At 38.3% G+C, this 26,571-nt stretch carries 29 protein-coding genes; 19 read left to right on the top strand and 10 right to left on the bottom strand.

Features of this window, described 5'->3' with window-relative positions; translation table 11 throughout:
- Positions 1-62: 62 nt before the first annotated feature.
- Positions 63-1,025 carry a ribonuclease Z gene (locus IRT38_RS11680; protein ID WP_194597784.1) on the bottom strand — a complete coding sequence of 321 codons (963 nt, stop codon included), beginning with the start codon at positions 1,023-1,025 and terminating at the stop codon, positions 63-65.
- A gap of 67 nt (positions 1,026-1,092) precedes the next feature.
- Between IRT38_RS11680 and rtcR the strand changes: the two genes are divergently transcribed.
- On the top strand, positions 1,093-2,694 hold the full coding sequence (gene rtcR / locus IRT38_RS11675; protein WP_194597779.1) for an RNA repair transcriptional activator RtcR: 1,602 nt from the start codon (positions 1,093-1,095) through the stop codon (positions 2,692-2,694).
- On the opposite strand, the gene IRT38_RS11670 is transcribed toward rtcR, so the two are convergent.
- Both IRT38_RS11670 and IRT38_RS11665 read right to left on the bottom strand, forming a co-directional pair.
- A complete protein-coding gene (locus IRT38_RS11670; protein ID WP_194597778.1) occupies positions 2,695-3,765 on the bottom strand; it encodes a DUF2157 domain-containing protein in 1,071 nt (356 codons plus the stop codon).
- 93 nt (positions 3,766-3,858) lie between these two features.
- Positions 3,859-4,488, bottom strand: coding sequence for an alpha/beta hydrolase (locus IRT38_RS11665; RefSeq protein ID WP_194597777.1), 630 nt, complete (start codon positions 4,486-4,488; stop codon positions 3,859-3,861).
- Positions 4,489-4,612: 124 nt separating this feature from the next.
- Between IRT38_RS11665 and yaaA the strand changes: the two genes are divergently transcribed.
- Genes yaaA through IRT38_RS11645 form a run of 4 tightly spaced genes read left to right on the top strand, consistent with a single transcriptional unit; the run spans position 4,613 to position 6,792 of the window.
- Entirely contained in the window at positions 4,613-5,395 is a 783-nt protein-coding gene (yaaA, locus tag IRT38_RS11660; RefSeq protein WP_039048127.1) for a peroxide stress protein YaaA, read from the top strand.
- A gap of 21 nt (positions 5,396-5,416) precedes the next feature.
- On the top strand, positions 5,417-5,680 hold the full coding sequence (locus tag IRT38_RS11655; RefSeq protein WP_004962254.1) for a hypothetical protein: 264 nt from the start codon (positions 5,417-5,419) through the stop codon (positions 5,678-5,680).
- 9 nt (positions 5,681-5,689) lie between these two features.
- Positions 5,690-6,307: a metal-dependent hydrolase gene (locus IRT38_RS11650; protein WP_194597776.1), complete on the top strand. Its 618-nt coding sequence runs from the start codon at positions 5,690-5,692 to the stop codon at positions 6,305-6,307.
- Between the two features lie 29 nt (positions 6,308-6,336).
- Entirely contained in the window at positions 6,337-6,792 is a 456-nt protein-coding gene (locus IRT38_RS11645) for an NUDIX hydrolase (RefSeq protein WP_125299279.1), read from the top strand.
- A 55-nt stretch (positions 6,793-6,847) separates the two neighbouring features.
- Here the strand turns inward: IRT38_RS11645 and IRT38_RS11640 are convergent, their stop codons facing one another.
- The 5 genes from IRT38_RS11640 to IRT38_RS11620 all read right to left on the bottom strand — a co-directional run bounded on the left by IRT38_RS11640 (position 6,848) and on the right by IRT38_RS11620 (position 9,577).
- Complete coding sequence (locus tag IRT38_RS11640) at positions 6,848-7,633, bottom strand: thiazole synthase (protein ID WP_004639328.1); 786 nt, start codon at positions 7,631-7,633, stop codon at positions 6,848-6,850.
- Positions 7,634-7,656: 23 nt separating this feature from the next.
- A complete protein-coding gene (gene thiS, locus IRT38_RS11635) occupies positions 7,657-7,854 on the bottom strand; it encodes a sulfur carrier protein ThiS (RefSeq protein ID WP_005204241.1) in 198 nt (65 codons plus the stop codon).
- Positions 7,855-7,863: 9 nt separating this feature from the next.
- Positions 7,864-8,229 carry a DUF423 domain-containing protein gene (locus IRT38_RS11630; protein WP_194597775.1) on the bottom strand — a complete coding sequence of 122 codons (366 nt, stop codon included), beginning with the start codon at positions 8,227-8,229 and terminating at the stop codon, positions 7,864-7,866.
- A gap of 107 nt (positions 8,230-8,336) precedes the next feature.
- Positions 8,337-9,206 (bottom strand): RNA polymerase sigma factor RpoH, encoded by an 870-nt coding sequence (rpoH, locus tag IRT38_RS11625; RefSeq protein WP_004911572.1) that lies wholly within the window; start codon positions 9,204-9,206, stop codon positions 8,337-8,339.
- 131 nt (positions 9,207-9,337) lie between these two features.
- The gene (locus tag IRT38_RS11620) at positions 9,338-9,577 is read right to left on the bottom strand and encodes a sulfurtransferase TusA family protein (protein WP_004954060.1); all 240 of its coding nucleotides are present in this window, start codon (positions 9,575-9,577) and stop codon (positions 9,338-9,340) included.
- Between the two features lie 354 nt (positions 9,578-9,931).
- Between IRT38_RS11620 and IRT38_RS11615 the strand changes: the two genes are divergently transcribed.
- The 3 genes from IRT38_RS11615 (at position 9,932) to fba (ending at position 12,640) form a co-directional block, all read left to right on the top strand.
- Positions 9,932-10,144 (top strand): cold-shock protein, encoded by a 213-nt coding sequence (locus IRT38_RS11615; RefSeq protein WP_004911569.1) that lies wholly within the window; start codon positions 9,932-9,934, stop codon positions 10,142-10,144.
- Positions 10,145-10,243: 99 nt separating this feature from the next.
- Positions 10,244-11,395: an ATP-dependent RNA helicase RhlB gene (gene rhlB / locus IRT38_RS11610; protein ID WP_004911568.1), complete on the top strand. Its 1,152-nt coding sequence runs from the start codon at positions 10,244-10,246 to the stop codon at positions 11,393-11,395.
- 207 nt (positions 11,396-11,602) lie between these two features.
- A complete protein-coding gene (gene fba / locus IRT38_RS11605; RefSeq protein WP_194597774.1) occupies positions 11,603-12,640 on the top strand; it encodes a class II fructose-bisphosphate aldolase in 1,038 nt (345 codons plus the stop codon).
- A gap of 97 nt (positions 12,641-12,737) precedes the next feature.
- Here fba and IRT38_RS11600 read toward each other — a convergent pair whose 3' ends face one another.
- Both IRT38_RS11600 and IRT38_RS11595 read right to left on the bottom strand, forming a co-directional pair.
- Positions 12,738-14,051 carry a peptidylprolyl isomerase gene (locus IRT38_RS11600; RefSeq protein ID WP_004954065.1) on the bottom strand — a complete coding sequence of 438 codons (1,314 nt, stop codon included), beginning with the start codon at positions 14,049-14,051 and terminating at the stop codon, positions 12,738-12,740.
- Positions 14,051-16,513: an LPS-assembly protein LptD gene (locus IRT38_RS11595; protein WP_194597773.1), complete on the bottom strand. Its 2,463-nt coding sequence runs from the start codon at positions 16,511-16,513 to the stop codon at positions 14,051-14,053. Before IRT38_RS11595 ends, IRT38_RS11600 begins: the two co-directional genes overlap by 1 nt.
- A gap of 118 nt (positions 16,514-16,631) precedes the next feature.
- Here IRT38_RS11595 and IRT38_RS11590 point away from each other — a divergent pair, with 118 nt between their 5' ends.
- The 11 genes from IRT38_RS11590 (at position 16,632) to IRT38_RS11540 (ending at position 26,441) form a co-directional block, all read left to right on the top strand.
- Entirely contained in the window at positions 16,632-17,645 is a 1,014-nt protein-coding gene (locus IRT38_RS11590; RefSeq protein ID WP_194597772.1) for an aminoglycoside phosphotransferase family protein, read from the top strand.
- A complete protein-coding gene (murU, locus tag IRT38_RS11585) occupies positions 17,645-18,334 on the top strand; it encodes an N-acetylmuramate alpha-1-phosphate uridylyltransferase MurU (protein ID WP_194597771.1) in 690 nt (229 codons plus the stop codon). Before IRT38_RS11590 ends, murU begins: the two co-directional genes overlap by 1 nt.
- Positions 18,335-18,506: 172 nt before the next feature.
- A complete protein-coding gene (gene rsmG / locus IRT38_RS11580) occupies positions 18,507-19,139 on the top strand; it encodes a 16S rRNA (guanine(527)-N(7))-methyltransferase RsmG (RefSeq protein WP_004911557.1) in 633 nt (210 codons plus the stop codon).
- 20 nt (positions 19,140-19,159) lie between these two features.
- On the top strand, positions 19,160-19,942 hold the full coding sequence (locus IRT38_RS11575; RefSeq protein WP_194597770.1) for a ParA family protein: 783 nt from the start codon (positions 19,160-19,162) through the stop codon (positions 19,940-19,942).
- Positions 19,939-20,826: a ParB/RepB/Spo0J family partition protein gene (locus IRT38_RS11570; protein WP_004911551.1), complete on the top strand. Its 888-nt coding sequence runs from the start codon at positions 19,939-19,941 to the stop codon at positions 20,824-20,826. Before IRT38_RS11575 ends, IRT38_RS11570 begins: the two co-directional genes overlap by 4 nt.
- A 46-nt stretch (positions 20,827-20,872) precedes the next feature.
- Positions 20,873-21,502, top strand: coding sequence for a MotA/TolQ/ExbB proton channel family protein (locus IRT38_RS11565; protein WP_194597769.1), 630 nt, complete (start codon positions 20,873-20,875; stop codon positions 21,500-21,502).
- A gap of 14 nt (positions 21,503-21,516) precedes the next feature.
- The gene (locus IRT38_RS11560) at positions 21,517-21,945 is read left to right on the top strand and encodes an ExbD/TolR family protein (RefSeq protein ID WP_004954071.1); all 429 of its coding nucleotides are present in this window, start codon (positions 21,517-21,519) and stop codon (positions 21,943-21,945) included.
- Positions 21,942-23,669: a lipid A export permease/ATP-binding protein MsbA gene (gene msbA, locus IRT38_RS11555; RefSeq protein WP_194597768.1), complete on the top strand. Its 1,728-nt coding sequence runs from the start codon at positions 21,942-21,944 to the stop codon at positions 23,667-23,669. Before IRT38_RS11560 ends, msbA begins: the two co-directional genes overlap by 4 nt.
- A 2-nt stretch (positions 23,670-23,671) precedes the next feature.
- Positions 23,672-24,679: a tetraacyldisaccharide 4'-kinase gene (gene lpxK / locus IRT38_RS11550; RefSeq protein ID WP_087539680.1), complete on the top strand. Its 1,008-nt coding sequence runs from the start codon at positions 23,672-23,674 to the stop codon at positions 24,677-24,679.
- A 9-nt stretch (positions 24,680-24,688) separates the two neighbouring features.
- Positions 24,689-25,450: a 3-deoxy-manno-octulosonate cytidylyltransferase gene (kdsB, locus tag IRT38_RS11545; RefSeq protein ID WP_004911526.1), complete on the top strand. Its 762-nt coding sequence runs from the start codon at positions 24,689-24,691 to the stop codon at positions 25,448-25,450.
- 1 nt (position 25,451) lies between these two features.
- A complete protein-coding gene (locus tag IRT38_RS11540) occupies positions 25,452-26,441 on the top strand; it encodes a DNA polymerase III subunit delta' (protein WP_194597767.1) in 990 nt (329 codons plus the stop codon).
- The last annotated feature ends 130 nt before the right edge of the window (positions 26,442-26,571 follow it).

The raw sequence follows: 26,571 nt of genomic DNA, 5'->3' as shown, positions 1-26,571 counted from the left end.
ATATTAAAAGATAGGTGAGCTATCCTGAGATGTTATTGATAGATCAAATATAAGGTGATCTATTAAAATTTATCAATTTTTGTAAGTTGACCTGTCATATCTAAGCTAAATTGATCGAAATCATCAGCTAAATAAAAGTTGCCTTGATAATATTGGTGGACTTCATCTGCAATCGCTTTTTGTCCAATTTGATCCTGATGACGTGGACTGAAATGCGTCAGAATGAGATTGCCTAAATTATGTTTTTGTGCAAATTCAGCCACCTTTTTGGCGGAACTATGCATTGGGCCTGAACCCACTTTATCTAAAATAGCTTGAGTGTAAGTGCTTTCGTGAATTAGGAGTTGAGCATCTTGGCAAGCTTGTGCCAACAACTCAGGACTATCATTATCTCCACCGACAATCGCATGTACACGTTGCGTTTGGGTTTGAATAAAAGCAGCTGCTTTTAAGGTTTGCTCATTTAACTGGACGTCTAAGCCTTGCTGTAAATCACCCCAAACTTTGCCTTTTGCTACGCCGAGTTGAATTAAAGCCTGAGTATCTAATTTCTTTTGGGTGTATTGCGCAATAATACTAAATGCAAAACTGGGTACACGATGACTGAGCGGATGGGCTTGAATCGAAAGTTCATCTGTTATCTGTAGTATTTGAGTGGCTTCATTCACATTGATAAAATTGAGTGGATAGGGCAAATGTAAATCCGTTAATTGGGTCGTAACTTCAATCCATTGTTGAATCTCTTTCGGGGCAATAATGGTTAAAGGGGCTGTACGGGCATTCATACCTGCACTGGCCAATAAACCAACTAATCCATAACAGTGATCACCATGAACATGGGTAATGCAGATCGCAACTAAGTTCTGTAATGAAAGTTTAGCCTGTTGAATGCGATGCTGTGTGCCTTCACCAGCATCGACCAATATCCAGTCTTTATTCTTGCTGTTGCGGATGGCTAGCGCAGAAACGTTACGTGTGAGTGTAGGTACACCAGAAGACGTGCCTAAAAAAGTAAAATGAAGCATATTGTTGGAATTTTTCATCGAGTTGCGTATTGTATATAATAGACATATATAAAATATTATAGAAATTATGCTGAATGCAAAAAAAACTGTTGTAATTGGTTTTGTGGGTTCTACCTTGGATCAAGGAAGGCGTCCTGATCGATGGCAACGCTGGCGTCCGACCTTGAGTCTTCTAATGCATGAAGATCTGATTGTGGATGAATTGGTATTATTGCATGATCGGCAACATCATAATTTAGTCAAATTTATTGCTGAAGATGCTCAAAATGTGTCGCCATCGACTACTGTGTCGGGTCAGCGAGTGAGTATCCGAGATGCTTGGGATTTTGCTGAGGTTTATGGTGCGCTATATGACTTTGTAAAAAGTTATCCCTTTGATACTGAAAAAAATAACTATCTTTTACATATCACCACAGGTACACACGTTGCACAAATCTGTTGGTATCTACTGGTCGATGCCAATTATCTACCCGCTAAAATGATTCAAAGTGCACCCAATCAACAGAAAACGCCAGAAGGTGAATATCGCATTATTGATCTGGATTTATCTCGCTACGATGTTCTCAAGCAGCGTTTTGAAGATGAGCAACAACAAAACTGGCAACAGTTAAAAGCCAATATTTCAACCTATAACCATGAATTCAATCAACTGATTACAGAAGTTGAGTTGGTGGCAACGCGCTCTAGTGCGCCGATTTTGATTATGGGGGCAACAGGTGTAGGTAAATCGCATTTAGCCAAACAAATTTTTCAGTTAAAGAAAGACAACTTTCATTTAAGTGGGCATTTTGTCGATGTGAACTGTGCGACGCTGCGTGGTGATAGTGCCATGTCGAGTTTATTTGGACATATCAAAGGAGCTTTTACGGGGGCAGCGGCTTCAAGAACAGGATTATTGAAAAGTGCTGATCAAGGTATTTTATTTCTGGATGAAATTGGCGAGCTTGGGTTAGATGAACAAGCGATGCTCCTCAAGGCACTCGAAGATAAATCTTTTTTTCCAGTCGGAAGTGACAAAGAGGTTCAGGCCGATTTTCAACTGATTGCAGGGACAAATAAAGATTTAAGAACCGAAGTGCAAGCAGGGCGTTTCCGTGAGGATTTGTGGGCGAGGTTGAATACATGGACATTCTTTTTACCCAATCTTAAAGATCGAATAGAAGATATTGCCCCGAATATTGAATTTGAGTTGCAACGTTTTGCTGTAAATCATCAGCGTCAATTACGGTTTCAACGTGATGCACTTGATACATATTTGAAATTTGCCAAGTCTAAAGAGGCATCATGGCAGGGGAATTTCCGAGATTTAACCGCCAGTGTGACCCGATTAGCAACGCTATCCACGGGTGAGTTGATTCGTTCGGAAACGGTAGAAAAAGAGATTCAGCGTTTAAAACAACTGTGGTCGATTCAAACCACAGAAAACCAATCTAAAGATATCGATATTCTCCTCAAATATTTAGATCAAACCCAGTTGAGCGAGATCGATGAGTTTGATCAGATTCAGCTGCGTGGCGTACTCCAAGTTTGTGAAAATGCCAAATCGATGGCTGATGCTGGACGGCAGCTATTTGCTGCTTCACGCCAGCAACGCAACACCACAAATGATAGCGACCGAGTCAAAAAGTATTTAGCTCGGTTTGGCTTGAGTTGGAGGGATTTTCAGTAATTATTCAACTGGATGGTCTTTCTTTATTTGTGATTGAGCTGGTAGAAACTCTAAATTCCAAAGTTTTTCGGCGTGTCGGCCAATCCACCAGAAAGATGCAGCGAGCAAGATAAAGAAAATGGCTTTGTGCATGCCATTCCAAAAGAACTCAAAATACTTGGTGTAGAGATTAATAAATAAGAAGGTGATACCAAAACCACGTGAGGTGGCATCATCATGTTTTAAACCATAGACAATTGCAATGATGGCAATAAATGCGAAAAGCACACCCCAATGCAAGAGTTCATATTGTTTAACGTTATACCAGCTATTCAAATCACCATAATTGCCAAAGATTGAGAGAATCCATAAGGCAATAAATAGATAAAGCAGTCCCATGACATAAGTTGAATGGGCGAAGTCTCTAAAATGCGCATAGCGTTTAAACAGCAGGCTTAAGCCAATCAAGGCACCGCCAAAAAAGACAAAGCGTAAAGGGAAGTTCATGCCTAGGTAATAGGCTCCCCAACCCGACATATAGCCAGTTTCCGTCCCAAACCATGAACCGAGTGAAAGTAAGGAAAATACCCAAATCAGTTTAGAGGGGAACCAGAAGGCAAGTGCTGTATAAATAATGGTGGAGAGCAGGAATAGCAAAGAGAAATGCCCACTGCCTGTATCAATCACTTGACCGAAATAGGCGACAGATGCTGCCGTAGAAAGCACGCCTGCAAAAATAATCGCTTCATTGCTAAATTGATGTAAGGGTTTGGTTTTACGTCGACGATAGCCAAAGCCATAAAAAGCTAGAGCAACAGCAGCAAAAACTAGACAAGGAATAATTTTGGAATCTATAAAGATTCTTTCAATCAACTTCATCAAATAATCATCAAGTGTGATAGCGGCTATTGCGATCACTGTACAAATCATCGAGATCCAGAATGAATATTTTGCGAGTCGTTCCCAGTCAAAAGGCCGAATCGAAAAACTCTGATTTAATTCATTGGCAACATCAGGTGTAATCGTACCTTGTAGTTGCCAATGCTCAATGGTTTGCTTTAAAAAAAGTCCCTGTTTTTTATTTAATTTCATTATTTAAGAACCTAAATGCCTGTACATCTAAACTGATATAATAGACATTGGATTCAAAAGGCGTATATTTTTCTTAGTAATTTGTTGTTAAGTCTAAAGTTTTAAAAAACGAGTAATAATTTGACGCAACTGTTTTAGATAACCTGTAAAAAAATGATTGGCACCTGGCAGAATCGTGATTGGATGTTTTTGTGGTTTTGCCCACGCGATCATATCAGAGAGCAGGGTGATGTCATCTTGCTCGCCGTGTACGAATAAAATATCGCCGTCAATTGCAGGGGTTTTATAATGACGTAAATCCACCACTGAGCCTGTTGGTAGACCGCAGAGCACTAATTGTTTGGGACGTAACTCTTCACTGAGTTGTGCTTGGCATTTAGCTAATACATGAGAACCGAAGCTAAAACCGCCTGCATAAAAAGTTAAACCAGCATGTTTTGCACGGGCATATTCAATCACAGCCATAATATCATCAGTTTCGCCATGACCTTGATCATGAGTACCTTCACTGCCAGCCAAACCACGGAAGCTAGGGCGATAAACGACACAACCCATTTCATTAAAAATCTGAGCCAGTAAAACAGGGACTTTGTGATGTGGTGTGCCACCTTGCAAAGGATGTGGATGGCAGACGACGGCAAAACCTGTGATTTCACCTTGGGGTTGATCTACAAACATTTCAATTTGACCAACAGGACCTTGGATGAATACTTGCTCAGACATAAGATACGCAATGGATAATGGAAGAATCCACTATTTTACCGATAAAACTGAACGAGAACACGAATTGGCATTAAAAAATATCAACTGATATAGTTTCACCAAGATAAATTTATTTTGATTGATTATGCTTGCTTTAATTTCTCCAGCGAAAACACTAGATTATGAAACTGCTTTACCGACTGATATATATACTCAGCCTCGTTTATTAGAGCAATCACAACAATTGATAGATGTTTGTCGCAAACTTTCGGCAACAGAAATCGCATCGTTAATGACCGTGAGTGAAAAAATCGCCAATTTAAATGTAGAGCGTTTTCGTGATTGGAATGCGGAATTTGATTTTTCTAATGCACGCCAAGCTTTATTTGCATTTAAAGGTGACGTGTATACAGGTCTAGATGCTTATCACTTAAAAGATCATGATATCGATTTTGCCCAACAGCATTTGCGCATGTTGTCTGGTCTTTATGGTTTGTTACGCCCATTGGATTTGATGATGCCGTATCGTTTAGAAATGGGTACTAAATTAAAGAATAGCCGTGGAAATAATTTATATGAGTTTTGGGGCAGCATTATCACTGATCAAATTAACCAAGATTTAGCTGAAATTGATGCAAAATTATTGGTAAATTTAGCCTCTGACGAATATTATAAATCTGTGAATGAAAAGAAAATTCAGGCAGAAATTATCAAGCCTGTATTCTTGGATCAGAAGAACGGGAAATATAAAGTCATTAGTTTCTATGCGAAAAAAGCGCGTGGTCTAATGGCAAGATACTTGATTGAAAATAAATTAAGCCAAGTAGAACAATTAAAAGCATTTGATAGTGAAGGGTATTACTTTGATGCTGAAAGTTCATCGGATAAAGAGTTGGTCTTTAAGCGAGATGAACAGCACGCAGCTTAGATTTGCCTTGGGCGGGATGGGATGTTAACCAAAGAACATTTGTTGAAAAATGCTATATCGCTTGATCAAGTCCGAATCAAAGGGCATCTGACAGAACCTCGGAGTTATGGGGTGTATGCACTGCCTTTAGATCGTGATGGTACTCGGCGCTTTCGATTTGGTAATCACCCTGTACGTCAGCAGGAACTAAAACATGAGTTTGGTTCTTGCACTTTGTATCAGCTCTTTCTTGAGCGTAAGGATGCAGAGTCATTAGCAAAATGGCTTAATAAGGAAATCCAATAAGGATGAGTAATGCAGCAATATTTAACTGTATTAGAAAAATCATGGTTTGAGCTGCATCGGCATTATCATTTTTCTGAACCGCAGAAAATTTTTAACAAGTTGATTGCTGCCTATAGTGAAAAGCAACGTGCTTATCATACGCTACAACATTTGTATGAATGTTTGGTTTTACTTGAATCGATTCGACCTGATTTAAATGATGCAAATGCAGTTGCATTGGCGCTCTGGTTTCATGATGCGGTTTATGATCCACAGGCAAAAGACAATGAGCTAAAAAGTGCCGAGCTGTTTGAGCAGTATTTGGCTCAAGATTTATCAATCGATATCGGTCAAAAGATAAAGCGATGGATTCTTGCAACCCAAATGCATGAAGCAACGGATGAGCGAGATTTACAGTTTTTACTGGATATTGACTTAGCGATTCTAGCGGCTTCGCCAGTGCGTTTTGCGGAATATGAGCAGCAGATTCAACAGGAATATGCTTGGGTAGATCCTGATGTTTATTCGATTAAAAGAAAAGAAGTTCTAACGCATTTTTATCAGACTGAACCGCTATATCAAACTGAATATTTTCAACACAGTTTTGAACAAAGGGCGAAAATGAATTTAAAGAATATAATAGAATAAATGATTAAAATGAAGCCATTGAGTTATAAGTGAAAGATTTAACATTAGATATTGCAGAGGGAAAACTTAATATTCGTGTGGCTGCTTGGATAGAGCATGAAGATCAGATTTTGGTTTCTACATTTCCTGATGGAAGTATTTCTTTAGTGGGTGGTCGATTAAAATTTTCAGAAACAACCCTAGAGGGAATTCAACGAGAAGTGCTTGAAGAAACAGGAGAGTATTTTAATTCGCCTGTGCTTTTTGCGATTGTTGAAAATTTTTTCTATGATCCCGTTGTAGGGCGAAATTTTCATGAATTTCTTTATATTTATAAAGGCGATATTCAAATAAAAGCTTCTTATCTTGATGATGCGACTGAAGCTCAAGTGATTTCATGGATGCCAAAGTGTGAGATCAAATTGCTAAAGCCAGATGTTTTACATGATCTTGCTTTGCGATCAACTGAGCAAGTTATACATCTTGTTAATCTGGAATCAAGATAAATCATAATTGCATTAAAAAAGGGAGCAAAAAAAGCTCCCTTTTATCATTCTTTTCTTATTTAAAGAAATACCCCGTTTCAGGCGAGCTGGCATTGGCCATACGCTTACGTGGCATACGACCCGCTAAGAATGCTTCACGACCCGCTTCAACTGCTTTTTTCATCGCAGAAGCCATTAAAATTGGATTTTGCGCAGCCGCAATCGCTGTATTCATCAATACGCCATCGCAACCCAATTCCATTGCAATCGCAGCATCACTCGCAGTACCAACACCTGCATCCACTAAAACAGGGACTTTAGCGTTTTCTTTGATGATAGAAATGGTGTGTGGATTCAGAATACCGAGACCAGAACCAATTAAACTACCTAAAGGCATGATTGCAACACAGCCCATACTTTCAAGTTCTTGCGCAACAATCGGATCATCCGAGGTATAGACCATGATCTCAAAACCATCATCAATCAGGGTTTGCGCTGCTTTCAATGTTGCAGTTACATTTGGGTATAAGGTTTTTTCATCACCTAGTACTTCTAGCTTTACCAGATTGTGGCCATCAAGCAGTTCACGAGCCAGCATACAGGTACGAATTGCGCTATCTGCATCAAAACAGCCAGCAGTATTCGGCAAAATTGTATATTTCTCCGGTGGAATGACTGAGAGTAAATTTGGTTGATCGGCATGCTGACCAATGTTTACGCGACGAATTGCAACGGTCACAATTTCAGCGCCACTCGCTTGAATTGCTAAATCGGTTTCATTGAGATCTTTATATTTACCAGTTCCGACCAGTAGACGAGATTGGAAAGTACGTGAACCAATAATTAAAGGGGAATCTTGCATGGGCTTACTCCATTTTTAGCCGATTAGCCGCCACCAACAGCTTGAATAATTTCAATACGATCTTCTGGAGCAATTGTTGTTTGCTCAAGTCTACTTTTCGGAATAATCTGTTGGTTCTTCTCTACAGCAAAGCGTTTGCCTTCAAGTGCCAAGTTTTGAATCAATTGCTGTAGATTTTCACATGACGTGTCTGTTGACTCGCCGTTTAAATAGATATGCATGATAAATCCTTATTTCGCATGTTTGATCGCATGCCATGCGAGTAACAGCCAACCTGCAATCATAAATGCACCACCAATCGGAGTGATTGCACCTAATATTCGAGGTAAACCAAGCGACATAATGTATAACGAACCGCAGAAAAATATGATGCCAATTTGAATCAAAATAAAAGGAATTTTTATTGGGAATGTTGGTGTGGTTTTTTTGAGTACAGCTAAAATGAGTAAACCTAGAGCATGGTAGAAAAAATATTGCGTTGCAGTGCTCCACCAAGCGAGTTGCTCTACTGTAGCAATAGATTTAAGCCCATGAGCACCAAAAGCACCTAACATAACTGCAAGTGCAAGATTAAGCGCAGAAATTGCTATCCACATAATGAAAATGGAACTGGAAAATTGATGAACAAAGTTAACATATTCGAAGCTTTTAACAAAGCTGGATAAAACAAAAGGGCATTGTCGCCCTTGTGTTTGTTCTGAATTTAACTTGCTGACATCGCAATTTTAATTTTTTCCATTGCATTCTTTTCAAGCTGGCGAATACGTTCAGCAGAAACATTATATTCAGCAGCCAATTCATGCAAAGTTGATTTGTCATCGTCTAACCAACGACGCTGTAAAATATTACGAGAACGATCATCAAGTTGATCCATGGCCTCATGTAATGCAGAAGTACTTTGTTCTTCGTAATCTTCTTCTTCAATTAGGCGTGCAGGGTCGTAACGATTATCTTCTAGATAAAGTGCAGGCGCGGTGTGTGGTGTATCATCGTCATCATCACCTTGCGCTTCAAAAGCAGCATCGTAAGCGGTTAAACGACCTTCCATTTCGAGCACTTGCTCAGGAGTCACATTCAAATCATTTGCAATTGATTGAGCTTCTTCTAAAGTCAAACGTTTACTTGATTTTTTAAGACTACGCAAATTGAAAAATAATTTACGTTGAGCTTTCGTAGTGGCAATTTTAACAATTCGCCAGTTACGAATAACATATTCATGAATTTCTGCTTTAATCCAATGCACAGCAAAAGAAACTAAGCGCACACCCATATTAGGATCGAAGCGCTTAACAGCTTTCATCAGTCCTAGGTTACCTTCTTGGATGAGATCACCTTGTGGTAATCCGTAACCTGCATAGCTGCGTGCAATATGTACGACAAATCGTAAGTGTGACATTACCAAAAGTTTGGCAGCATCCAGATCTTGATCATAATAATAACGTTCAGCAAGTTCTTTCTCTTGCTCTGCCGTTAAAATAGGAATTTGATTGACAGTACTGATATATGCACCAAGGTTAACGCCTGGCGCAGACAATGACAGGGGCATCAATTGATTGCTGCTGTCAGTAGTCATGGAGTCTCCTTATAGGATGGTATTAAAGTCAATAATTTCATCTTAATGCGAATGTTCTTCATCACTAAGGAAATTTGAGTATAGAAATGTAAATATTTCAATTTTATCTTTACCGAGAGTTTAGCAAAGAATCAAATAGATTCAATTAAATAGTGAAATTCTCGGTCTGAAATTTTCTGTGTTTGACATTGAAGTTGTTGAATTTGGCAATATCGTGTTACATCAATTTCACTATGGGGGTCTGATGATTTTAAAAGATATTGCTTTGATCCTGACGATTTCTTAATAGCGCGTTTCAACATCAAAAGTGGCATAGGGCAAGGTTGTCCTAGCGCATCAATTATTTCGGGCGAGCCTTCAATTTGAGACATAGTAATAAACAAAGCTTAATTGAAAATTATCTTAACAAACTTTCACTATTTTACACGGAAAATTTTTAGCAAAAAAAGCGCTAAATGGTTGAATAAAACAGATAGAGTGCTAGGAAATTACTAAAAATAAATCTATTAATTGGAATAAACCCGTGTTAAGCTCGATGCGTTTTAGAAAGTGTTTAATATAAATTTCTTGTATTAAACCCTATAACAAATGGATGTAACCGGAAATTGTTGATAGTTTTACAGAATGATTACAAGCTTTAAAATTATAAATATTTTAAAACCTTGTTGGCTCTGCTGTTTGCAACACCGGAAGGTCCTTATCTTTCAATATCTGAGGATTGACTTATGACAGCTCGTGAACAAGGCGTAGTAAAGTGGTTTAACGACACTAAAGGCTTTGGTTTTATTCAGCGTAATGGTGGTGATGACGTATTTGTTCATTTCCGCGCAATTGTAGGCGAAGGTCACCGTTCATTACGTGACGGCCAACGCGTAGAATTCAGCGTAGTTCAAGGACAAAAAGGTTTCCAAGCTGAAAACGTTCAGCCTTTAGACTAATTTGTTGCTTTAACGCAATAAAAGGCGCTCCAATGTTATTTGGGGCGTTTTTGTTTATAATAGCCACTTTCTTTAGTCATTGATGGTTCGAGAGCATATATGACGTCTGGTTTTGAAACCTTAAATTTACATCCGCAGTTGAAAAAAGCCATTGATGCTTTGGGGTTCACACAAATGACTCCTATTCAACAAAAGGTTTTAAAATATACATTAGCAGGGCATGATGCCATTGGTCGAGCACAGACAGGGACGGGTAAAACAGCTGCCTTTCTAATCAGTGTGATTAATGATTTATTAACCAATCCAGTACAAGAGCAACGTTTTCGTGGTGAACCACGAGCATTAATCTTAGCTCCGACTCGTGAGCTTGCATTACAGATTGAAAGTGATGCACAGCATTTGACAAAGTTCACTGATCTACATCTTGTCACTCTGTTAGGTGGTGTAGACTTTGAAAAACAAAAGAAAATGTTGGATCGCAACTTTGTTGATATTATTGTTGCAACGCCAGGGCGTTTAATTGATTTTGTTGAACAAAAAGAAGTTTGGTTAGATAAAATTGAATTTTTAGTGATTGATGAAGCTGATCGCCTGCTTGATATGGGATTTATCCCATCAGTAAAACGTATTGTTCGTTTTTCTCCATTCAAAGAGCAACGCCAAACTTTGATGTTTTCAGCAACATTTAGCTATGATGTATTGAATTTGGCAAGACAATGGTTATTTGAACCTGTTACGGTAGAAATTGAACCTGAACAGAAAACCAATAATGATGTCGAGCAACGAGTTTACGTTGTAGAAAACAAAGATAAATATAAATTGCTTCAAGAAATTCTTCGTGAAGAACCTATTGATAAAGTCATGATCTTTGCAAACCGTAGAGATCAAGTTCGTCGTTTATATGATCACTTAAAGCGTGATGGTTATAAAGTAGGAATGTTGTCTGGTGAAATTGCGCAAGACAAACGATTGAAGATGCTCGATCAGTTTAAACAAGGCAAAAACAATATTATGATTGCGACTGATGTTGCTGGTCGTGGTATTCATGTTGATGGTGTATCGCACGTCATTAACTTTACCTTGCCTGAGCAATCAGATGATTATGTTCATCGTATTGGTCGTACTGGACGTGCAGGTGCTCAAGGTGTAAGTATTAGCTTCTTATCAGAAGATGATGCGTTCTATTTGCCTGAGATTGAAAAGGCTATTGGGAAGAAATTACCCCTTACGCGAATCGAAGGATATTGTTGATTTGATTGAAGCAATTTCAAATTAGAATTTGTTTGTTGAATCATTTAAAAAGCTAAATCATGCGACGATTTAGCTTTTTTTATTTTTTAGTATGTTTTGCTACCCAAATGATACAAAAGATTAAGAATTTTTTTGAAATCCTGTGATTAGTTGCTGAATTGAAACAAATCAACATGTAGAATATGGCGCATTACCTGGGAGGATATTATGGCTCTAATCTCAATGCGCCAGCTCTTGGATCACGCTGCAGAACATAACTACGGCGTACCAGCGTTTAACGTAAACAACTTAGAACAAATGCGTGCAATTATGCTCGCAGCTGATGCAACGAATTCACCTGTAATCGTACAAGCTTCTGCTGGTGCGCGTAAATATGCAGGTGCACCTTTCTTACGTCATCTTATTTTAGCTGCGATTGAAGAATGGCCACATATTCCAGTGGTAATGCATCAAGATCACGGTACAAGCCCTGATGTCTGCCAACGCTCTATCCAGTTGGGCTTTAGCTCAGTGATGATGGATGGTTCTTTGGGAGCTGATGGTAAGACACCAACTTCATATGATTACAATGTTGATGTTACTCGTCGTGTTGTAGCTATGGCTCACGCATGTGGCGTTTCTGTTGAAGGTGAGATTGGTTGCTTAGGTAGCCTTGAAACTGGTATGGCTGGTGAAGAAGATGGTGTTGGCGCTGAGGGCGTACTAGACCATTCTCAATTGCTAACTTCTGTAGAAGAAGCAAAACAATTCGTTGCTGATACTGATGTTGACGCTTTAGCGATTGCTGTTGGTACTTCTCATGGTGCATACAAGTTTACTCGTCCACCTACAGGCGATATCTTGGCAATTGATCGAATCAAAGAAATTCATGCTGCGCTACCAAACACGCATCTTGTAATGCATGGTTCAAGCTCTGTACCACAAGAGTGGTTGGCGATTATTAACCAATATGGTGGTGATATTAAAGAAACTTACGGTGTGCCAGTAGATCAGCTTGTAGAAGCGATTAAACATGGTGTTCGTAAAATTAATATTGATACTGATTTGCGTTTAGCTTCTACGGGTGCAATGCGTCGTATGATGGCTGAGAAACCAAGTGAATTTGATCCACGTAAATTCTTTGGTGAAACAGTTGAAGCAATGAAAGACATTTGTATTGCACGTTATGAAGCATTTGGTACGGCTGGTAATGCAGATAAGATTCGCCCAATTTCTTTAGAGAAGATGGTTGATCGTTATAAGTGATTAACTTGTAACTTAAAAAAATAGCGGCCTTTGCCGCTATTTTTTTATTTGTATGAAAAAATGCCAGCATATAGCTGGCATTTTTTTGAGGCAGAATTTATTTTTGCTGCGCTTTTGAGTCTAAACTGACATCTTTAATTTCAACATATGCATTGGCGCGAAGCTCACGCATCCAAGTATCTACTTCAGTATCAAATTGACGTTCACCGAGAATCTGACGTGCCATACGTTCTTGTACTTCTTTGGTCATGTCTTGTTGGCGAGTATCCATCACTTGCAGGATGTGCCATCCAAATTGTGTTTGGAATGGTTTGCTAATTTGACCTACAGGAGTATTCTTCATTGTCTGTTCAAATTCAGCAACCATAACGCCCGGGCTAACCCAACCCAAGCTACCTCCATCACGAGCTGAACCTGTATCATTTGAATATGTTGCAGCAAGTGTTGCAAAATCTTCGCCAGCTTTAGCACGATTGTATAGACTATCAATCATTTGTTTAGCACGGTCTAAAGATACAACTTCAGAAGGTTGGATTAAAATATGACGTGTTTGGTATTGATCCACTAAAGCTTTTTGATCATTTTGTTTACGTTCAAGTAATTTAAGAACGTGGATACCATCACGAACATTAATAAGTTCAGTTGTTTGACCTATTTTCAATGGGGTGATTCGCGCTGCGAGTTCAGTTGGAATTTCAGAAAGTGATCTAAATCCCATGTCTGCGCCATCAACTTTCACAGAAGAAGTTGATAATTTAGAGCTGATTGCTTTTGGATCATCACTATTCGTAAGCGCATTTTTTACTTCTAAGGCAACTTTTTGTGCTTCTGCTGCATTATCTCCTGAGATACGCATATGAATCACATGGGCTTGAGTGCCTAATGCGGCTTGACCTTCAGGTGAATTTAGGAAATTTTCAACATCTAAGTCGCTGATTTTAATTCGCGACATTACTTGTTGTTGACGTAAGCGTCCGATTGCTAAATCTTCAGCAATACGGTTTCTTAAGTTTTCATATGTACCTGGCGCAATTGCATCTAGTTTTTGTTGGAACGCTTCTAAGGTAGTAGCGCCAGATTGATTTGCCACTTTCATAACAGCAGCATTTAAACTTTTTTCGTCGGCTTTAATACCGTAACGTTTAACTTGTTCTAATTGAGCTTGTCGGATGATCAATTGATCTAAAACTTGCATCTGTAAGTATTGTTGTGGTGGCACAGTTTTATTTTGTGCTTTAAGTTGATGCTCAGTTTCAGCAATTCCTTGTTCTAAATCACTTTTAAGAATGACACTACTATCCACAATTGCGACAACCTCATCCGTAGGTTGAGCAAAGCTATGCATTGATGAAGAAATTAGGGCGGCTAGAACAGTAGCTCTAAAGATATGTTGAATAGAATTTATCTTCATTAACGTTGTGTCCAAGATTGATTAATTTTGTTGAAACCTAAAACTCTGCTTTCTAAAAGTGAGGCAAGCTTATTATTTAAGGCGCCTAAACCTTTAAGTGTAAACTCAGCCATTACAGCACGCTTTCTACGTACATCAGGAGAATTAGGATCATCTAAATCGTTGTAGTACGAGCGTCCATATACAGAGACAGCCCAACAACAAGACTCATAATTGACGCCAAGTAAATACTCGCGCATCAAATTATTGTCTAAGTCATATTGAGCATGCCCCATAATACGCCAATTATCTTTTACAGGTTGTATAAAGGATGCAACAGCTTGATCATAAGAATCTTGACGGTCTGGAATGTCTTTACGATAAAAATAGCCTACATTGTAGAGATTACCTTTATCGCCGACGTAATATGCTTGAAAATCACGTTGTGCATTTTCACCATTAGACATCCATGCAGAATTGGCAGCTAAGGTGAAGTTTTGATTCAATTGACTCGCTAGGCTAATAATCGGACCTGTTCTTTTTTGCGTGTCGAACTCATCAGGTTCTTCGTTTAGGGTTACACGTCTATCATTAAAATAATAACTTTGACCCAGACTCGCTCTAATACGCTCTAAGCCTTCTGTATCCAGTAGGCTATATGTAACACCCAAAGATAAGAAATTATTATCCTCTAAGCGGTCGTGCCCATAAAAGCGGTAAGGGTTAAACAATTGATCATAACTAATAGATGCAGTTGTAGAGTCAAAGTTTGGATGGTCATCTTGCTTTTTATAAGGTGAGTAAGCATAGAACGCTCTTGGTGAGATGCTTTGAAGATATTTGCCATCTTTCTCAAAAGTCACACCAGTTGCGAACGTAAATTGCGGCACAACGACAGACTTCTCTAAATCATCGGAAGCCGATAAGCCTAAACCTTCTTTAGTATCTTGATCGTAGAATGTATTAATCGTACGTACGGATAATTCAGGAATAGCGTAGAACCATGATGGTGTTATGTAGTTATAACGAACAGCAAATTGGTTATAGATACGAGTACCACTTGATTCTAAAGCTGAGCCATCATTTATAGACTTTTTAAAATAAGCTGTATCATTATTAAACTCGTATTGTAAACCTTGTGGATTACCTGTTACATAATTGAGAAGGAACTGAGGTAAGCGAGCATAGGGTTTGTCTTTATCCTCAATCGTTTCATCTAGGGTTTGGAAATCCTCGACTTTTAACTGAGCTTTTAAGCCAGGAATGCCATTTTTATAATTCAATTCCCATGCACGGCGTAGGTTTAAATCAGTTTTTGAATTTGGGCTTGAATTAAAATCAGAGAAATAATCTTTATCTGATGCATGGTTAAATTCTAGGTTCGTAGACCATTGATCTGTGATGTTCCAATTGTGTTCAAAATGTAAGTCATCACGATCTTTGTTGTCGTATTCGTTGTCATTTGGTAGGTAGCCACCCCAAATACGTCCTGAACCAAAATTCTCAGTCATATATCTAAATTCTGCATCCAACTTTGCTCCACGTTTGCTCATAAAGCTTGGTGTGAGTGTTAGATCATAATTAGGTGCAAGATTAAGATAAACAGGAACAGTAAGTTGAGCACCACCATCATTGCTATAACCAAAATTTGGACTTAAAAGACCAGTGGTGCGCCTATCATCAATTGGGAAATTAAAATAAGGAACAGCTAAGACAGGAACATCTTTTACATATAGTTTAGTTCCTCTAGTCACACCACGACCAGTTTCTTGATTCAGCTCAATTTGTTTCGCCTGAATTTTCCATGCAGGTTTTTGTTCAGGTGGGCAAGCTGTATAGCTAGCATCTTTAAGAATAACCAAATTTTCATTTTGGCGTTTGATTTGGCTTGCATGGCCATGAGCATGTTGTTGTTCAGAAATATAAAAACTGTTATTTAAGTCGCCAGTTTGGGTTTTTAAGTTGTAATTGATTTGATCGCTTTGGGTGAGTAAACCTGATTGAGCGAGTTGAACTCGACCTTTCGCATTTGCATATGTTTGAGATGAATCTAAAGTAACCTCATCTGCGCGAATATTGCGACCTTCTTGGTCGATAATTACGTCACCTCGTAAAACAGAATCACCATTTGGATTGTAGTGACCATAGTCTGCCGTAATAACAGAGGTGGTGCTATTCGCATCTTTGGGTCTGCTTTCAGGGTTGATAGGCGTAATCCATGTACCTTGGCAAAAAGATGAGCTTAAATAGCTATTGTCACGCAATTGAGCTTCTGGTGCCGATTTGTCTACATAGTATTGCTGAAAAAAACTTTCGCCAGGGTAGGTTTCTTGGTCTTTCTGAATTTTGGCTTTGAGTTGAGCATTGTCTAGTGTAGAGACATGAGACGTGTTGGTTGCTGCGAAACCTGATTGAATCGAGCCGCCACACAAGAGTGTCAAAATAGCAGTTGCTAAAGGATTAAATTTAAACTGATGTTTCATTGTCTCATTAACCAGTATGCTAATTCACAATTAATTATTGTCGCATCATAGAGAAAAAGTTGATAAGTGGCTACACTTAAGCTTTCAAAATCTCAGCTAGTTTTAGATTTTATTGCAAATGAATACACAACGTGAACAATTGATACAAACTTGGCTTGAAGCCGTTCTCAAATCTGATCAGTTTGAAATCAACTTTCTTGCTGGAGATGCGAGTTTCCGCCGCTATGCACGAGTTGGTTTACAAAACAAAACATATATGCTCATGGATGCGCCTCCTGAAAAAGAAGATTGCGTTCCGTTTGTGACGATTGATGAATTCTTTGATGCGAATGGGGTGAGAGTTCCTCATATCGTTGCTAAAGATTTGGAGCAAGGATTATTATTGTTGGAAGATTTTGGTGATGTAGTGTTGTCAACATTGTTAAATGATAAAACAGTTGATCAATATTATGCCCAGAGCTTTAAACAACTTATTGAATTGCAGCAAATTGACGGGACATCTCATTTGCCGGCATATTCATATGAGAAATTAATGACAGAGATGCGTCTGTTAACAGAATGGATGCTACCTTCATTAAATATTCAACCAACAGAACAGCAATTAGAAACAATTGAGCAAGCTTTCGATTTTCTTGCGATTGAAGCCACTAATCAACCTCAAGTAATCGTTCATCGTGATTTTCACAGTCGCAATCTGATGAAAATTGAAAATGAGCAAGAACTCGGTGTTATTGATTTCCAAGATGCGGTAATTGGTGCTGATACTTATGATTTAATCTCGATTACACGAGATGCCTATGTACAGTGGAATGCTGAGCGCGTTTATGAATGGTTTGAAGTCTTTTATAACTTGTTGCCAGCAAAAGCGAAAGAAAATCGGAGTTTTGAGCAGTTTAAGCGTGATGCTGATCTTATGGCAATTCAGCGCCATCTTAAAATTTTAGGTATTTTTGTTCGTTTATTCGAGCGTGATGGAAAATCAGGTTATCTAAAAGATCTGCCAAGAGTGATGTGGTATCTGCTTGAAGAAAGTCAAGGTTATGATGAATTGAATGACTTTATGCAATTTATGCGTGAAATCGTTATGCCAAAGTTCATTGCAAAATATGGTGATTATGAGGTTGCTGCATAATGAGAGCTATGATTCTTGCCGCAGGTCTTGGAAATCGTATGCGACCGCTCACGTTACATACACCAAAACCTTTGCTTGAAGTTGGTGGAAAGCCTTTAATTGTTTGGCATATCGAAAAATTGCAAAAGATAGGTGTCTCTGAAATTGTGATCAATACTGCTTGGTTGGGAGACAAACTTGCGGCTGCTCTTGGAGATGGTTCTCAATTTGGTGTAACTATTTTATGGTCGCATGAGGGTGAGGGGCTTGAGACGGCAGGTGGTATTATCAATGCATTGCCTTTATTGGGCCATAAGCCTTTCATTCTAGTCAATGGTGATGTCTGGACAACTATGGATTTCTCTTCATTGCTGAATGTTCATTTAGGTGACAAGCAAGCGCATTTAGTATTGGTTGACAATCCTCCTCAGCATTTGAAAGGTGATTTCATTTTATCCAATGATTTGGCTTATACATTTGAGCAGGAGCAATTGGGTGAAGCATTAACCTATAGTGGTATTGCGGTATTATCACCGAATATGTTTAAAGGTCTGGAGAATGGTAAGAGACCATTAGCACCTTTACTTAAACAGGCAATGTCACAAGAATTAGTTTCAGCTGAGAAAATGCAGGGTATTTGGGTTGATGTTGGTACGCCTGAGCGGTTAGAAGAGCTTGATAATAAAATTAAACAAGGTGAATTTGCCTAAGAAGATATTTGTCGTGCTTTGATGTTGTTGAACCAAGGCAGAAAATTTGATGGATTGTGCAGTTTATCATGAACATAGATGATTAACTGCATATTCGTTCAACAAGTCCTACTGTGTCTTGTATCAGAAATCGGTATACTGCACAGCAAATTTATCGAGATGTTACACTGTCATGCATCATTTTTTTCAAGAATTAAAGCAAGGTAGTCAAGCTTTAGGATTAAACCTCAGCGAAGAGGCTTTAACACTCTTATTAAAATATCAAGATGCGCTAGTATTGTGGAATAAGGCATATAACCTAACAGCAATACGCGACCCTAAAGAAATGCTGGTTAAACATTTATTAGATAGTTTAAGTATCTTGAATGATCTACCAAAAGGGCGTTTATTGGATGTAGGTACAGGTGGTGGAATGCCTGGAATGATTATTGCTTTATGTCAACCAGAACGTGATTGTGTTTTGCTTGATTCAAATGGCAAGAAAATTCGTTTTCTGAAACAGTTTATTGCTGATTTAAAACTGAAAAATGTGATTGCAGTGCAAACACGTGTTGAAAATGAAGACAGTATCAATGAACTTGGTCAGTTCGATGTAATTACAAGTCGAGCATTCGCTTCACTAACTGACTTTGTGGATGCTGCACAGCCATATATGCATGAAAAAAGTATTATCGCGGCAATGAAAGGTTTGATTCCAACTGATGAACTTGATCAATTAAAAGGTCAATATCAGTCTCAGATTGTCGAATTGAAAGTACCAAGATTAGATGAACAACGTCATTTGCTTTTGCTTCAACGAATTTAATAAAAATATTAAGGGTAATCATGGCACATATTATTGCAATTGCTAACCAAAAAGGTGGCGTAGGGAAAACAACAACCGCAGTTAATCTTGCTGCTTCTTTGGCGATTTTAAAGAAGCGTGTCTTGTTAGTTGATATGGACTCACAAGGTAATGCAACAATGGGGTCTGGCGTACAAAAGAATGATCTTTTGTATTCTGTTACTGATGTCTTATTAGGTGAAGTGCCGATCGAAACTGCAATTCAAAAAGCAGAAGTAGGATATAAAGTTTTGGGTGCAAACCGTGAGCTTGCAGGAGTAGAGCTAGCAATCGCTGAGCAAGAAGGTCGTGAATTTATCCTCAAAAAAGCATTAGAAGAGGTGGATTCAGATTTTGATTACATTATTGTGGATTGTGCTCCAAGTTTAAGCTTGATTACTGTAAATGCCCTTGCAGCAGTGAATGGTGTGATCATTCCGATGCAATGTGAGTACTATGCTTTAGAAGGCCTTGCAGATCTAACACAAACCATCGACCGTATACAAAAAGCACTCAATCCAAACTTGGAAATCATTGGTGTGTTACGTACCATGTATGATGCAAGAAATGCTTTAACACGTGATGTATCTTCTGAGCTTGGGCAATATTTTGGTAAAAAACTCTATGATACGGTTATCCCTCGTAATATTCGTTTGGCTGAAGCGCCAGCACATGGTTTACCTGTGATCTATTTTGAAAAGAGTTCTAAAGGTGCCGTTGCGTATTTAAATTTGGCTGCGGAAATGCTTAAAAAAAGTAAAGTGAAAAAAGGAAGTGCTGTATGAGCATCAAAAAACGCGGATTGGCTAAAGGTCGTGGTTTAGATGCATTGCTAGGTTCGATTCAAAAAGAAAAACTGCAACTAGAAGCACAAGCCTTGGATCATGGTCAACTCAAGCAAATTGATGTTAACTCGTTAAAACGTGGAGAATATCAACCACGTCGTTTTATTCAAGAACAGGATTTACAAGAGCTTGCATCATCGATTGAAAAACATGGTGTAATGCAGCCTATCGTGATTCGTCCTGTGGATGATGAACAACATCCATATGAAATTATTGCGGGTGAGCGACGTTGGCGTGCTGCAATTATGGCGGGATTAACTGAAATTCCTGCAATTGTAAGAGAGTTGAATGATCAGGTCGCGATAGCATTAGCCTTAATTGAAAATATTCAACGTCAGGATTTAAATCCTATTGATCAAGCACTTGCATTGCAACGTTTTCATGATGAATTTGGTTTAAGTCACCAAGAAATTGCAGATACTGTTGGTAAAGCACGTACTACAGTTAGTAATTTGTTGCGCTTATTAAGTTTAGCAGACCCAATTAAAGATTATATGCAACAAGGTCAGATTGATATGGGGCATGCCCGTGCAATTTTGACTTTAAAGACTAAAGAACAAATTGAAGTTGCAAAAATCGTGATTGAAAAAGGTTTGTCAGTGCGTCAAACTGAGCAATTGGTTCGTGAGTGGAGTGAACCAAAACCAGAAAAGGAGAAAGTAAAAATTTCTCCAGATATTGAACAATTAACTCAAAAGCTATCTGAACGCTTTGGTGCGAATGTCAAAATTGACCATAACCAACAAGGAAAAGGGAAAATGGTCATTCACTATCACTCATTGGATGAGTTGGATGGGATTCTAAATATTTGTTTGCCTAACTAATATTTAGGATTCGTCCTAATTATTTTAAATATTATTGGGGAATAATATGTGGGAACTGGTAAAAGCGGGCGGTTGGTTAATGCTGCCGCTTATTCTCTCATCAATTTTTACGGTTGCAATCACAATTGAACGCTACATTCGTTTGAAGCGTTCTCAAGTATTACCTAGAGATTTATTTGTAAATGGTTCTAATGCTGAGCCTGTAATTTCAAATTTACAGCAAGAGCAAGCAAAGAAATCACCTTTAGGACGTATTCTACTTGCTGGGTACGAACACAAAGAACAGGGTGAACAATTTGCGCGTGCGCAAATGGAGGCGGCAGCTTCACAAGAAATTTCTTTCTTAGAGAAGAACATCAATTTCTTGGGCACATTGAGCGCAATAGCCCCTTTATTGGGTTTGCTTGGTACGGTTTTAGGTATTATTGAATCTTTCTTGGTGATTGATGTGGGATCGGCAGGAAATGCAAGTATGATGATGCCGGGTATTTCTAAAGCCTTGATCACAACGGCTGTTGGTATGTTAATTGCTATTCCAGCGATGATTGCTTATCGATACTTTCAACGTGTTGTACACGAATATATCGCTGAGTTAGAACAACAATCTACCTTGTTCCATGCTGCACTTTTCTACAAAAAAGTACCACATGTACAAGAACATCGCCTTGCAAGCTAAGCATAGGTGATCAAATGAAATTCAAACGCTCTCAAGTTGAAGATATTCATATCAATTTGACACCAATGATTGACTGTATGTTATTTATTTTGGTGTTTTTATTACTTTCGACGACATTTAGTCAGCAAAGTCGTATAAATCTAACTTTGCCCGATGCTCAAGGTGTACCGCCTAAACAATTCGATCAAAAAATTGAAATCATGGTAGACTCCACTGGCCATTATTCCGTGAATGGTCAAGCATTATCGACAAAAGATACAGCTGATCTCAGTACAGCCATTAAGCAAGTTGCACAAGAACGTCGCGACTTTATGTTTATTATCGCTGCTGATGCTAAAGCCGCCCATCAGGATGTAATACGTGTGATGGATGTTGCAGGTCAGCTTGGATTTGTTAACGTTAACATTAGCACTAAAGTTCCAACTAGAGGTTTCACCGAGTGAATCAAGATTTTAAGGTTTATTTACGCCTTTTAGCTTATCTAAAATCTTATTGGGGTATTGCCTTATTTGTATTACTTGGTTTTGGTATCAATGCGGCTACGGAAGTCTCGGTAGCCAAATTGCTGAAGTTTATTATTGATGCAATTCAAAATGGAAGCAGAGAAAATCTTAATTGGTTTCCTGCATTAATTGTTTTGTTAATGTTCTTCAGGGGTGTTGGGTTGTTTTTAGGCGGATATTATTCTGCTGTTATCTCTCGTAGTTTGGTTTTTAGTATACGACAAGAAGTCTATGCGAAACTTTTAAAATTGCCTGCACAATATTATTTGGATAACTCTGCAGGTCATATCAGTGCGAAGTTAATGTACAACGTAGAACAGTTAACGGCTGCATCTTCTGAATCATTGCAGACTTTAATTAAAGATGGGTTAATTGTTATAGGGTTGCTGAGCTATTTGCTATACACAAATTGGCGCTTAACATTATGTATTATCGTGTTTATGCCTGTTATTGGTCTACTTGTTCGTATCGCTTCTAAAAAGATGCGTAAGTTATCAATACAAGTACAAAATACTATGGGCGATGTAAACCATGTGGTTCAAGAAACAATTACTGGTAATTCAGTAGTAAAAAGTTTTACAGGAGAGGCTTTTGAACAGCAACGGTTCTATCATTCTTCAGAAGAGAACTTGCATCGTGGTTTAAAAATGGTGGTCGTTCAAAACATTAACAGCCCCATTATTCAATTATTATTATCAATAGCGATGGCAATCATTTTATGGTTGGCTTTAAGACCCCAAGTTTTGGGTGACACATCTGCTGGAGAGTTTGTCTCTTATATCACTGCTGCTGGATTGATATCTAAGCCTGTAAAAAACTTAACTGATATCAATGAAAAACTTCAACGCGGTTTAGCTGCAGCACATTCGGTTTTTGAATTATTAGATTTACCTGAAGAAGAAAATAAAGGGCAATTGAAGCCTCTGTTGAAAGGTAATATTCGCTTTGATCAAGCTTGCTTGGAATATTCTGATGGTACCAAAGCCATTAAAGATTTCTCTTTAAATATTCAAGCTGGTCAAACTATTGCACTCGTTGGGCGGTCAGGGGCTGGTAAAACCTCATTGGTAAACATGTTGCCGCGTTTCCAAGAGTTAAGTAGTGGCGGTATATATTTTGATGATATTCCTGTTCAAGAAATAGAGTTACTGTGTTTAAGATCGCAAATTGCAATGGTGAACCAACAAGTCGTTCTGTTTAATCGTTCAGTGCGTGACAATATCGCCTACGGACAATTACAAAATGCTAGTGATGAGCAAGTGATTGCTGCAGCTAAAGCTGCCTATGCACATGATTTCATCATGAGTTTGCCTCAAGGTTATGACACTATACTTGGTGCCCAAGGTCTGAATTTATCTGGTGGACAACGTCAACGTATTGCGATTGCGAGAGCAATTCTGAAAGATTCGCCAATTCTAATTTTAGATGAGGCAACAAGCGCGCTTGATAACGAATCAGAATACTTTATACAACAAGCCTTTGATGAAGCGATGCAAGGTCGTACCACGATTGTAATTGCTCATCGATTATCTACAGTTGAAAATGCCGATTTGATTGTTGTGATGGATAAAGGACAAATTATCGAGCAAGGAACTCACTTGGAATTGATCGCTAAACAAGGAATGTATTATCAGTTACATCAGCGAAATTTTGAGGAAAATTAATCATGTCACTGGCACAGACGATTCAGACTGCTTGGAATAACCAAGAGAAATGGCTGATCGTTTTAAGACCATTGTCATGGCTTTATCGCTTTGCATTTTTGATGAATAAAGCGATGTACACACACAAGCTGAAGAAAATCTATACGGCACCAATCCCAGTTATGGTGATTGGAAATATTACAGTTGGCGGAAGTGGAAAAACTCCTTTGCTAATTCAACTAGTAAAATATTTGCAAAGCAAAGGGTTGTCGGTAGGTGTAATTAGTCGTGGTTATGGAGGGGTTGGTCCATTTCCAGCGCTGGTACATAAAGAGTCATCGCCTGAGATTATTGGTGATGAACCCGCTTTAATTGTTCAATCGACTGGTGTTGCAATGGCAGTTGGTCCAAATAGACAATCTTCTATAGAGTTATTATTGCAGAACTATTCATTGGATTTGATTATTAGTGATGATGGTCTTCAGCACTGGGCTTTAGATCGTCAAATTGAATGGATTGTTTTAGATCAAAATCGTGGTTTAGGTAATGAAAAGCTTTTGCCTGAAGGTTATTTGCGAGAGCCAAAATCACGTCTACAAAATAGTAGTGTGATTGTACATAGCAAACAGCCTCAATCATTGCTCAATATGCATTTACAAGTGGGTAAGCCTTATTTGCTCAGATCTGATAATTTATCTAATCAATTCGATTCAAAGCAAAGCTATCATGCTGTGGTTGGTATCGGTTTTCCACAGCGTTTTTATCAGACTTTGCAAAATTTAGGAATTGAGCAATTTCAAGCACATGAGTTTCCGGATCATCATGAATATAAACTGAGTGATCTAAGTTTTCAGAATCAGAATGCGATTATCACAACAGAAAAAGATGCTGTTAAATTAAAAGAAATTTTAATTCAACATCCGGAATTCAATATCCCTATTTGGGTTGTACCCGTAGAAGCCGTTTTATCATCCGATTGTTATGACTTGTTGGAGCAACAATTACAACAAGTTGGTATTCATTTGTCTTAGAGATATACCATGAAACACATTGTCATTCCTGCACGTTTTGCAAGTTCGAGATTACCAGCTAAACCATTATTGCTGATACATGGTCGTCCAATGATTTTACGGGTGGTTGATCAGGCAAAAAAAGTTGAGGGCTTTGATGATTTATGTGTTGCGACAGATGATGAGCGAATTGCCGAGATCTGCCGTGCAGAAGGCGTTGATGTGGTATTGACAAGCCCTGATCATCCATCTGGTACGGATCGTTTAAGTGAAGTAGCTCGTTTAAAAGGATGGGCTGAAGATGACATTATTGTGAATGTTCAGGGTGATGAACCTTTATTACCTGCAAAATTAGTTAAACAGGTTTCACAGCTTCTCGTTGATAATCCAAACTGCTCAATGTCTACGTTGTGCGAGCCAATCAGCGTTTTGGATGAATTTCAGCGAGATAGTATCGTCAAAGTTGTCATGTCAAAACATAATGAAGCATTGTATTTTAGCCGCGCAACTATCCCTTATGATCGTGATGGGGCGAAACAAAAACAGCAATCAATGCATAGCAGTGCTTACCGCCATCTAGGTTTGTATGCCTATCGAGTTAAACTATTACAAGAATATGTAACTTGGGATCAAGGTGTGCTTGAAAAATTAGAAAGTCTTGAGCAACTCAGGGTGCTTGAAAACGGTCATCGCATTGCCATAGCTATTGCTGAAGCAAACCTTCCGCCCGGAGTTGATACTCAGGAAGATTTAGATCGATTAAACTCAATGTCTATCAGTTTCTTTGAATAATATGACAAAAGAAGTTCAAATCTATGAACATTATCCTTGGCATCAGCAAACGTGGGATCTTTTAACCTCGCGTTTTCCTGATGTTGGGCATGGTTTATTATTTTATGGAAAGAAAGGATGCGCTAAACAAGAGTTTACCGATAGATTTGTAGCATGGGTGTTATGTTTAAATAAACAATCTGAAAATGCCTGTGGCGAATGTAGTAGCTGTCAATGGTTAAAGTCGGATACACATCCTAACTATGTTCACATCACAACAGATGAAGATAATAAAAAGCAAAATGCAAAAATTAAGATTGAAAAAATTCGAGATCTTTTACCTTTTGTTCAGCAAACTGGTGAAGGCTGGCGTGTTGTAGTCATTGAACCTGCTGAAGCTTTAAATATAGCTTCATCAAATGCTTTGTTAAAAACTTTAGAAGAACCTGGTGAGAAAGTTGTTTTGATCTTGGTTGCAGATCATTATTTGAAATTACCTGCAACTATTCGGAGTCGATTGCAACACTTTGCATTGGATCGCTTAAAAGATGAGGATGCTCAGAATTTTTTGAAAGAAAGAATTTCTGACCTGAAACCACTACAACTGTCTTTGCTACTCAATCTTGCTAATGGAATACCATTAACTGCAATCGAAATACAAAACAGTGAGTGGTTAGATAAACGAGCATCATTTTTAAAAGATTGGTCTAAGCTTTGTTCTGAAAAGAGTATGCCTTTGCATTATGCTAATAAATGGTCGAAAGAGCTAAGTTTTGCAGATTTTATGGTTATGTTTGAATACTTGTTTGCGGATGTTATTCGTCTAAAGCTAAATCAGCAATTAAAAAATCAAGATTTAGTTTTTGATGATTTAGCTCAAATATATAACTTAGAAACTCTGTTCTCAATTTATTCGGATTTCCAGCAGAAAAAACTAATGTTGGAGCAAAATGTTCAGTCGCAGTTAGTTATGGATGAGCTATTTATTCAGCTAATGAATGTCAATCAGTGACGCTATTTCTTAAATACTTATAAATAGGTAAGTTATTTGAAACATTATTTGTTGTTTCTATTAATGTTTCTTATAATTCAAAAAAATGAAACTTGATTGGGTTCAACTAAGTAGGTTGACGGTGGTTTAT

It is taken from the genome of Acinetobacter sp. SK-43 (assembly GCF_015351505.1).
Taxonomy (GTDB): domain Bacteria; phylum Pseudomonadota; class Gammaproteobacteria; order Pseudomonadales; family Moraxellaceae; genus Acinetobacter; species Acinetobacter junii.
This window is presented reverse-complemented; position numbering and strand designations above follow the sequence as displayed.

Bases quoted from the DNA above. Each gene is read 5' to 3' on its own strand.
- IRT38_RS11680 (WP_194597784.1), bottom strand. From the start codon at position 1,025: ATGCTTCATTTTACTTTTTTAGGCACGTCTTCTGGTGTACCTACACTC.
- rtcR (WP_194597779.1), top strand. From the start codon at position 1,093: ATGCTGAATGCAAAAAAAACTGTTGTAATTGGTTTTGTGGGTTCTACC.
- IRT38_RS11670 (WP_194597778.1), bottom strand. From the start codon at position 3,765: ATGAAATTAAATAAAAAACAGGGACTTTTTTTAAAGCAAACCATTGAG.
- IRT38_RS11665 (WP_194597777.1), bottom strand. From the start codon at position 4,488: ATGTCTGAGCAAGTATTCATCCAAGGTCCTGTTGGTCAAATTGAAATG.
- yaaA (WP_039048127.1), top strand. From the start codon at position 4,613: ATGCTTGCTTTAATTTCTCCAGCGAAAACACTAGATTATGAAACTGCT.
- IRT38_RS11655 (WP_004962254.1), top strand. From the start codon at position 5,417: ATGTTAACCAAAGAACATTTGTTGAAAAATGCTATATCGCTTGATCAA.
- IRT38_RS11650 (WP_194597776.1), top strand. From the start codon at position 5,690: ATGCAGCAATATTTAACTGTATTAGAAAAATCATGGTTTGAGCTGCAT.
- IRT38_RS11640 (WP_004639328.1), bottom strand. From the start codon at position 7,633: ATGCAAGATTCCCCTTTAATTATTGGTTCACGTACTTTCCAATCTCGT.
- thiS (WP_005204241.1), bottom strand. From the start codon at position 7,854: ATGCATATCTATTTAAACGGCGAGTCAACAGACACGTCATGTGAAAAT.
- IRT38_RS11630 (WP_194597775.1), bottom strand. From the start codon at position 8,229: ATGTGGATAGCAATTTCTGCGCTTAATCTTGCACTTGCAGTTATGTTA.
- rpoH (WP_004911572.1), bottom strand. From the start codon at position 9,206: ATGACTACTGACAGCAGCAATCAATTGATGCCCCTGTCATTGTCTGCG.
- IRT38_RS11620 (WP_004954060.1), bottom strand. From the start codon at position 9,577: ATGTCTCAAATTGAAGGCTCGCCCGAAATAATTGATGCGCTAGGACAA.
- IRT38_RS11615 (WP_004911569.1), top strand. From the start codon at position 9,932: ATGACAGCTCGTGAACAAGGCGTAGTAAAGTGGTTTAACGACACTAAA.
- rhlB (WP_004911568.1), top strand. From the start codon at position 10,244: ATGACGTCTGGTTTTGAAACCTTAAATTTACATCCGCAGTTGAAAAAA.
- fba (WP_194597774.1), top strand. From the start codon at position 11,603: ATGGCTCTAATCTCAATGCGCCAGCTCTTGGATCACGCTGCAGAACAT.
- IRT38_RS11600 (WP_004954065.1), bottom strand. From the start codon at position 14,051: ATGAAGATAAATTCTATTCAACATATCTTTAGAGCTACTGTTCTAGCC.
- IRT38_RS11595 (WP_194597773.1), bottom strand. From the start codon at position 16,513: ATGAAACATCAGTTTAAATTTAATCCTTTAGCAACTGCTATTTTGACA.
- IRT38_RS11590 (WP_194597772.1), top strand. From the start codon at position 16,632: ATGAATACACAACGTGAACAATTGATACAAACTTGGCTTGAAGCCGTT.
- murU (WP_194597771.1), top strand. From the start codon at position 17,645: ATGAGAGCTATGATTCTTGCCGCAGGTCTTGGAAATCGTATGCGACCG.
- rsmG (WP_004911557.1), top strand. From the start codon at position 18,507: ATGCATCATTTTTTTCAAGAATTAAAGCAAGGTAGTCAAGCTTTAGGA.
- IRT38_RS11575 (WP_194597770.1), top strand. From the start codon at position 19,160: ATGGCACATATTATTGCAATTGCTAACCAAAAAGGTGGCGTAGGGAAA.
- IRT38_RS11570 (WP_004911551.1), top strand. From the start codon at position 19,939: ATGAGCATCAAAAAACGCGGATTGGCTAAAGGTCGTGGTTTAGATGCA.
- IRT38_RS11565 (WP_194597769.1), top strand. From the start codon at position 20,873: ATGTGGGAACTGGTAAAAGCGGGCGGTTGGTTAATGCTGCCGCTTATT.
- IRT38_RS11560 (WP_004954071.1), top strand. From the start codon at position 21,517: ATGAAATTCAAACGCTCTCAAGTTGAAGATATTCATATCAATTTGACA.
- lpxK (WP_087539680.1), top strand. From the start codon at position 23,672: ATGTCACTGGCACAGACGATTCAGACTGCTTGGAATAACCAAGAGAAA.
- kdsB (WP_004911526.1), top strand. From the start codon at position 24,689: ATGAAACACATTGTCATTCCTGCACGTTTTGCAAGTTCGAGATTACCA.
- IRT38_RS11540 (WP_194597767.1), top strand. From the start codon at position 25,452: ATGACAAAAGAAGTTCAAATCTATGAACATTATCCTTGGCATCAGCAA.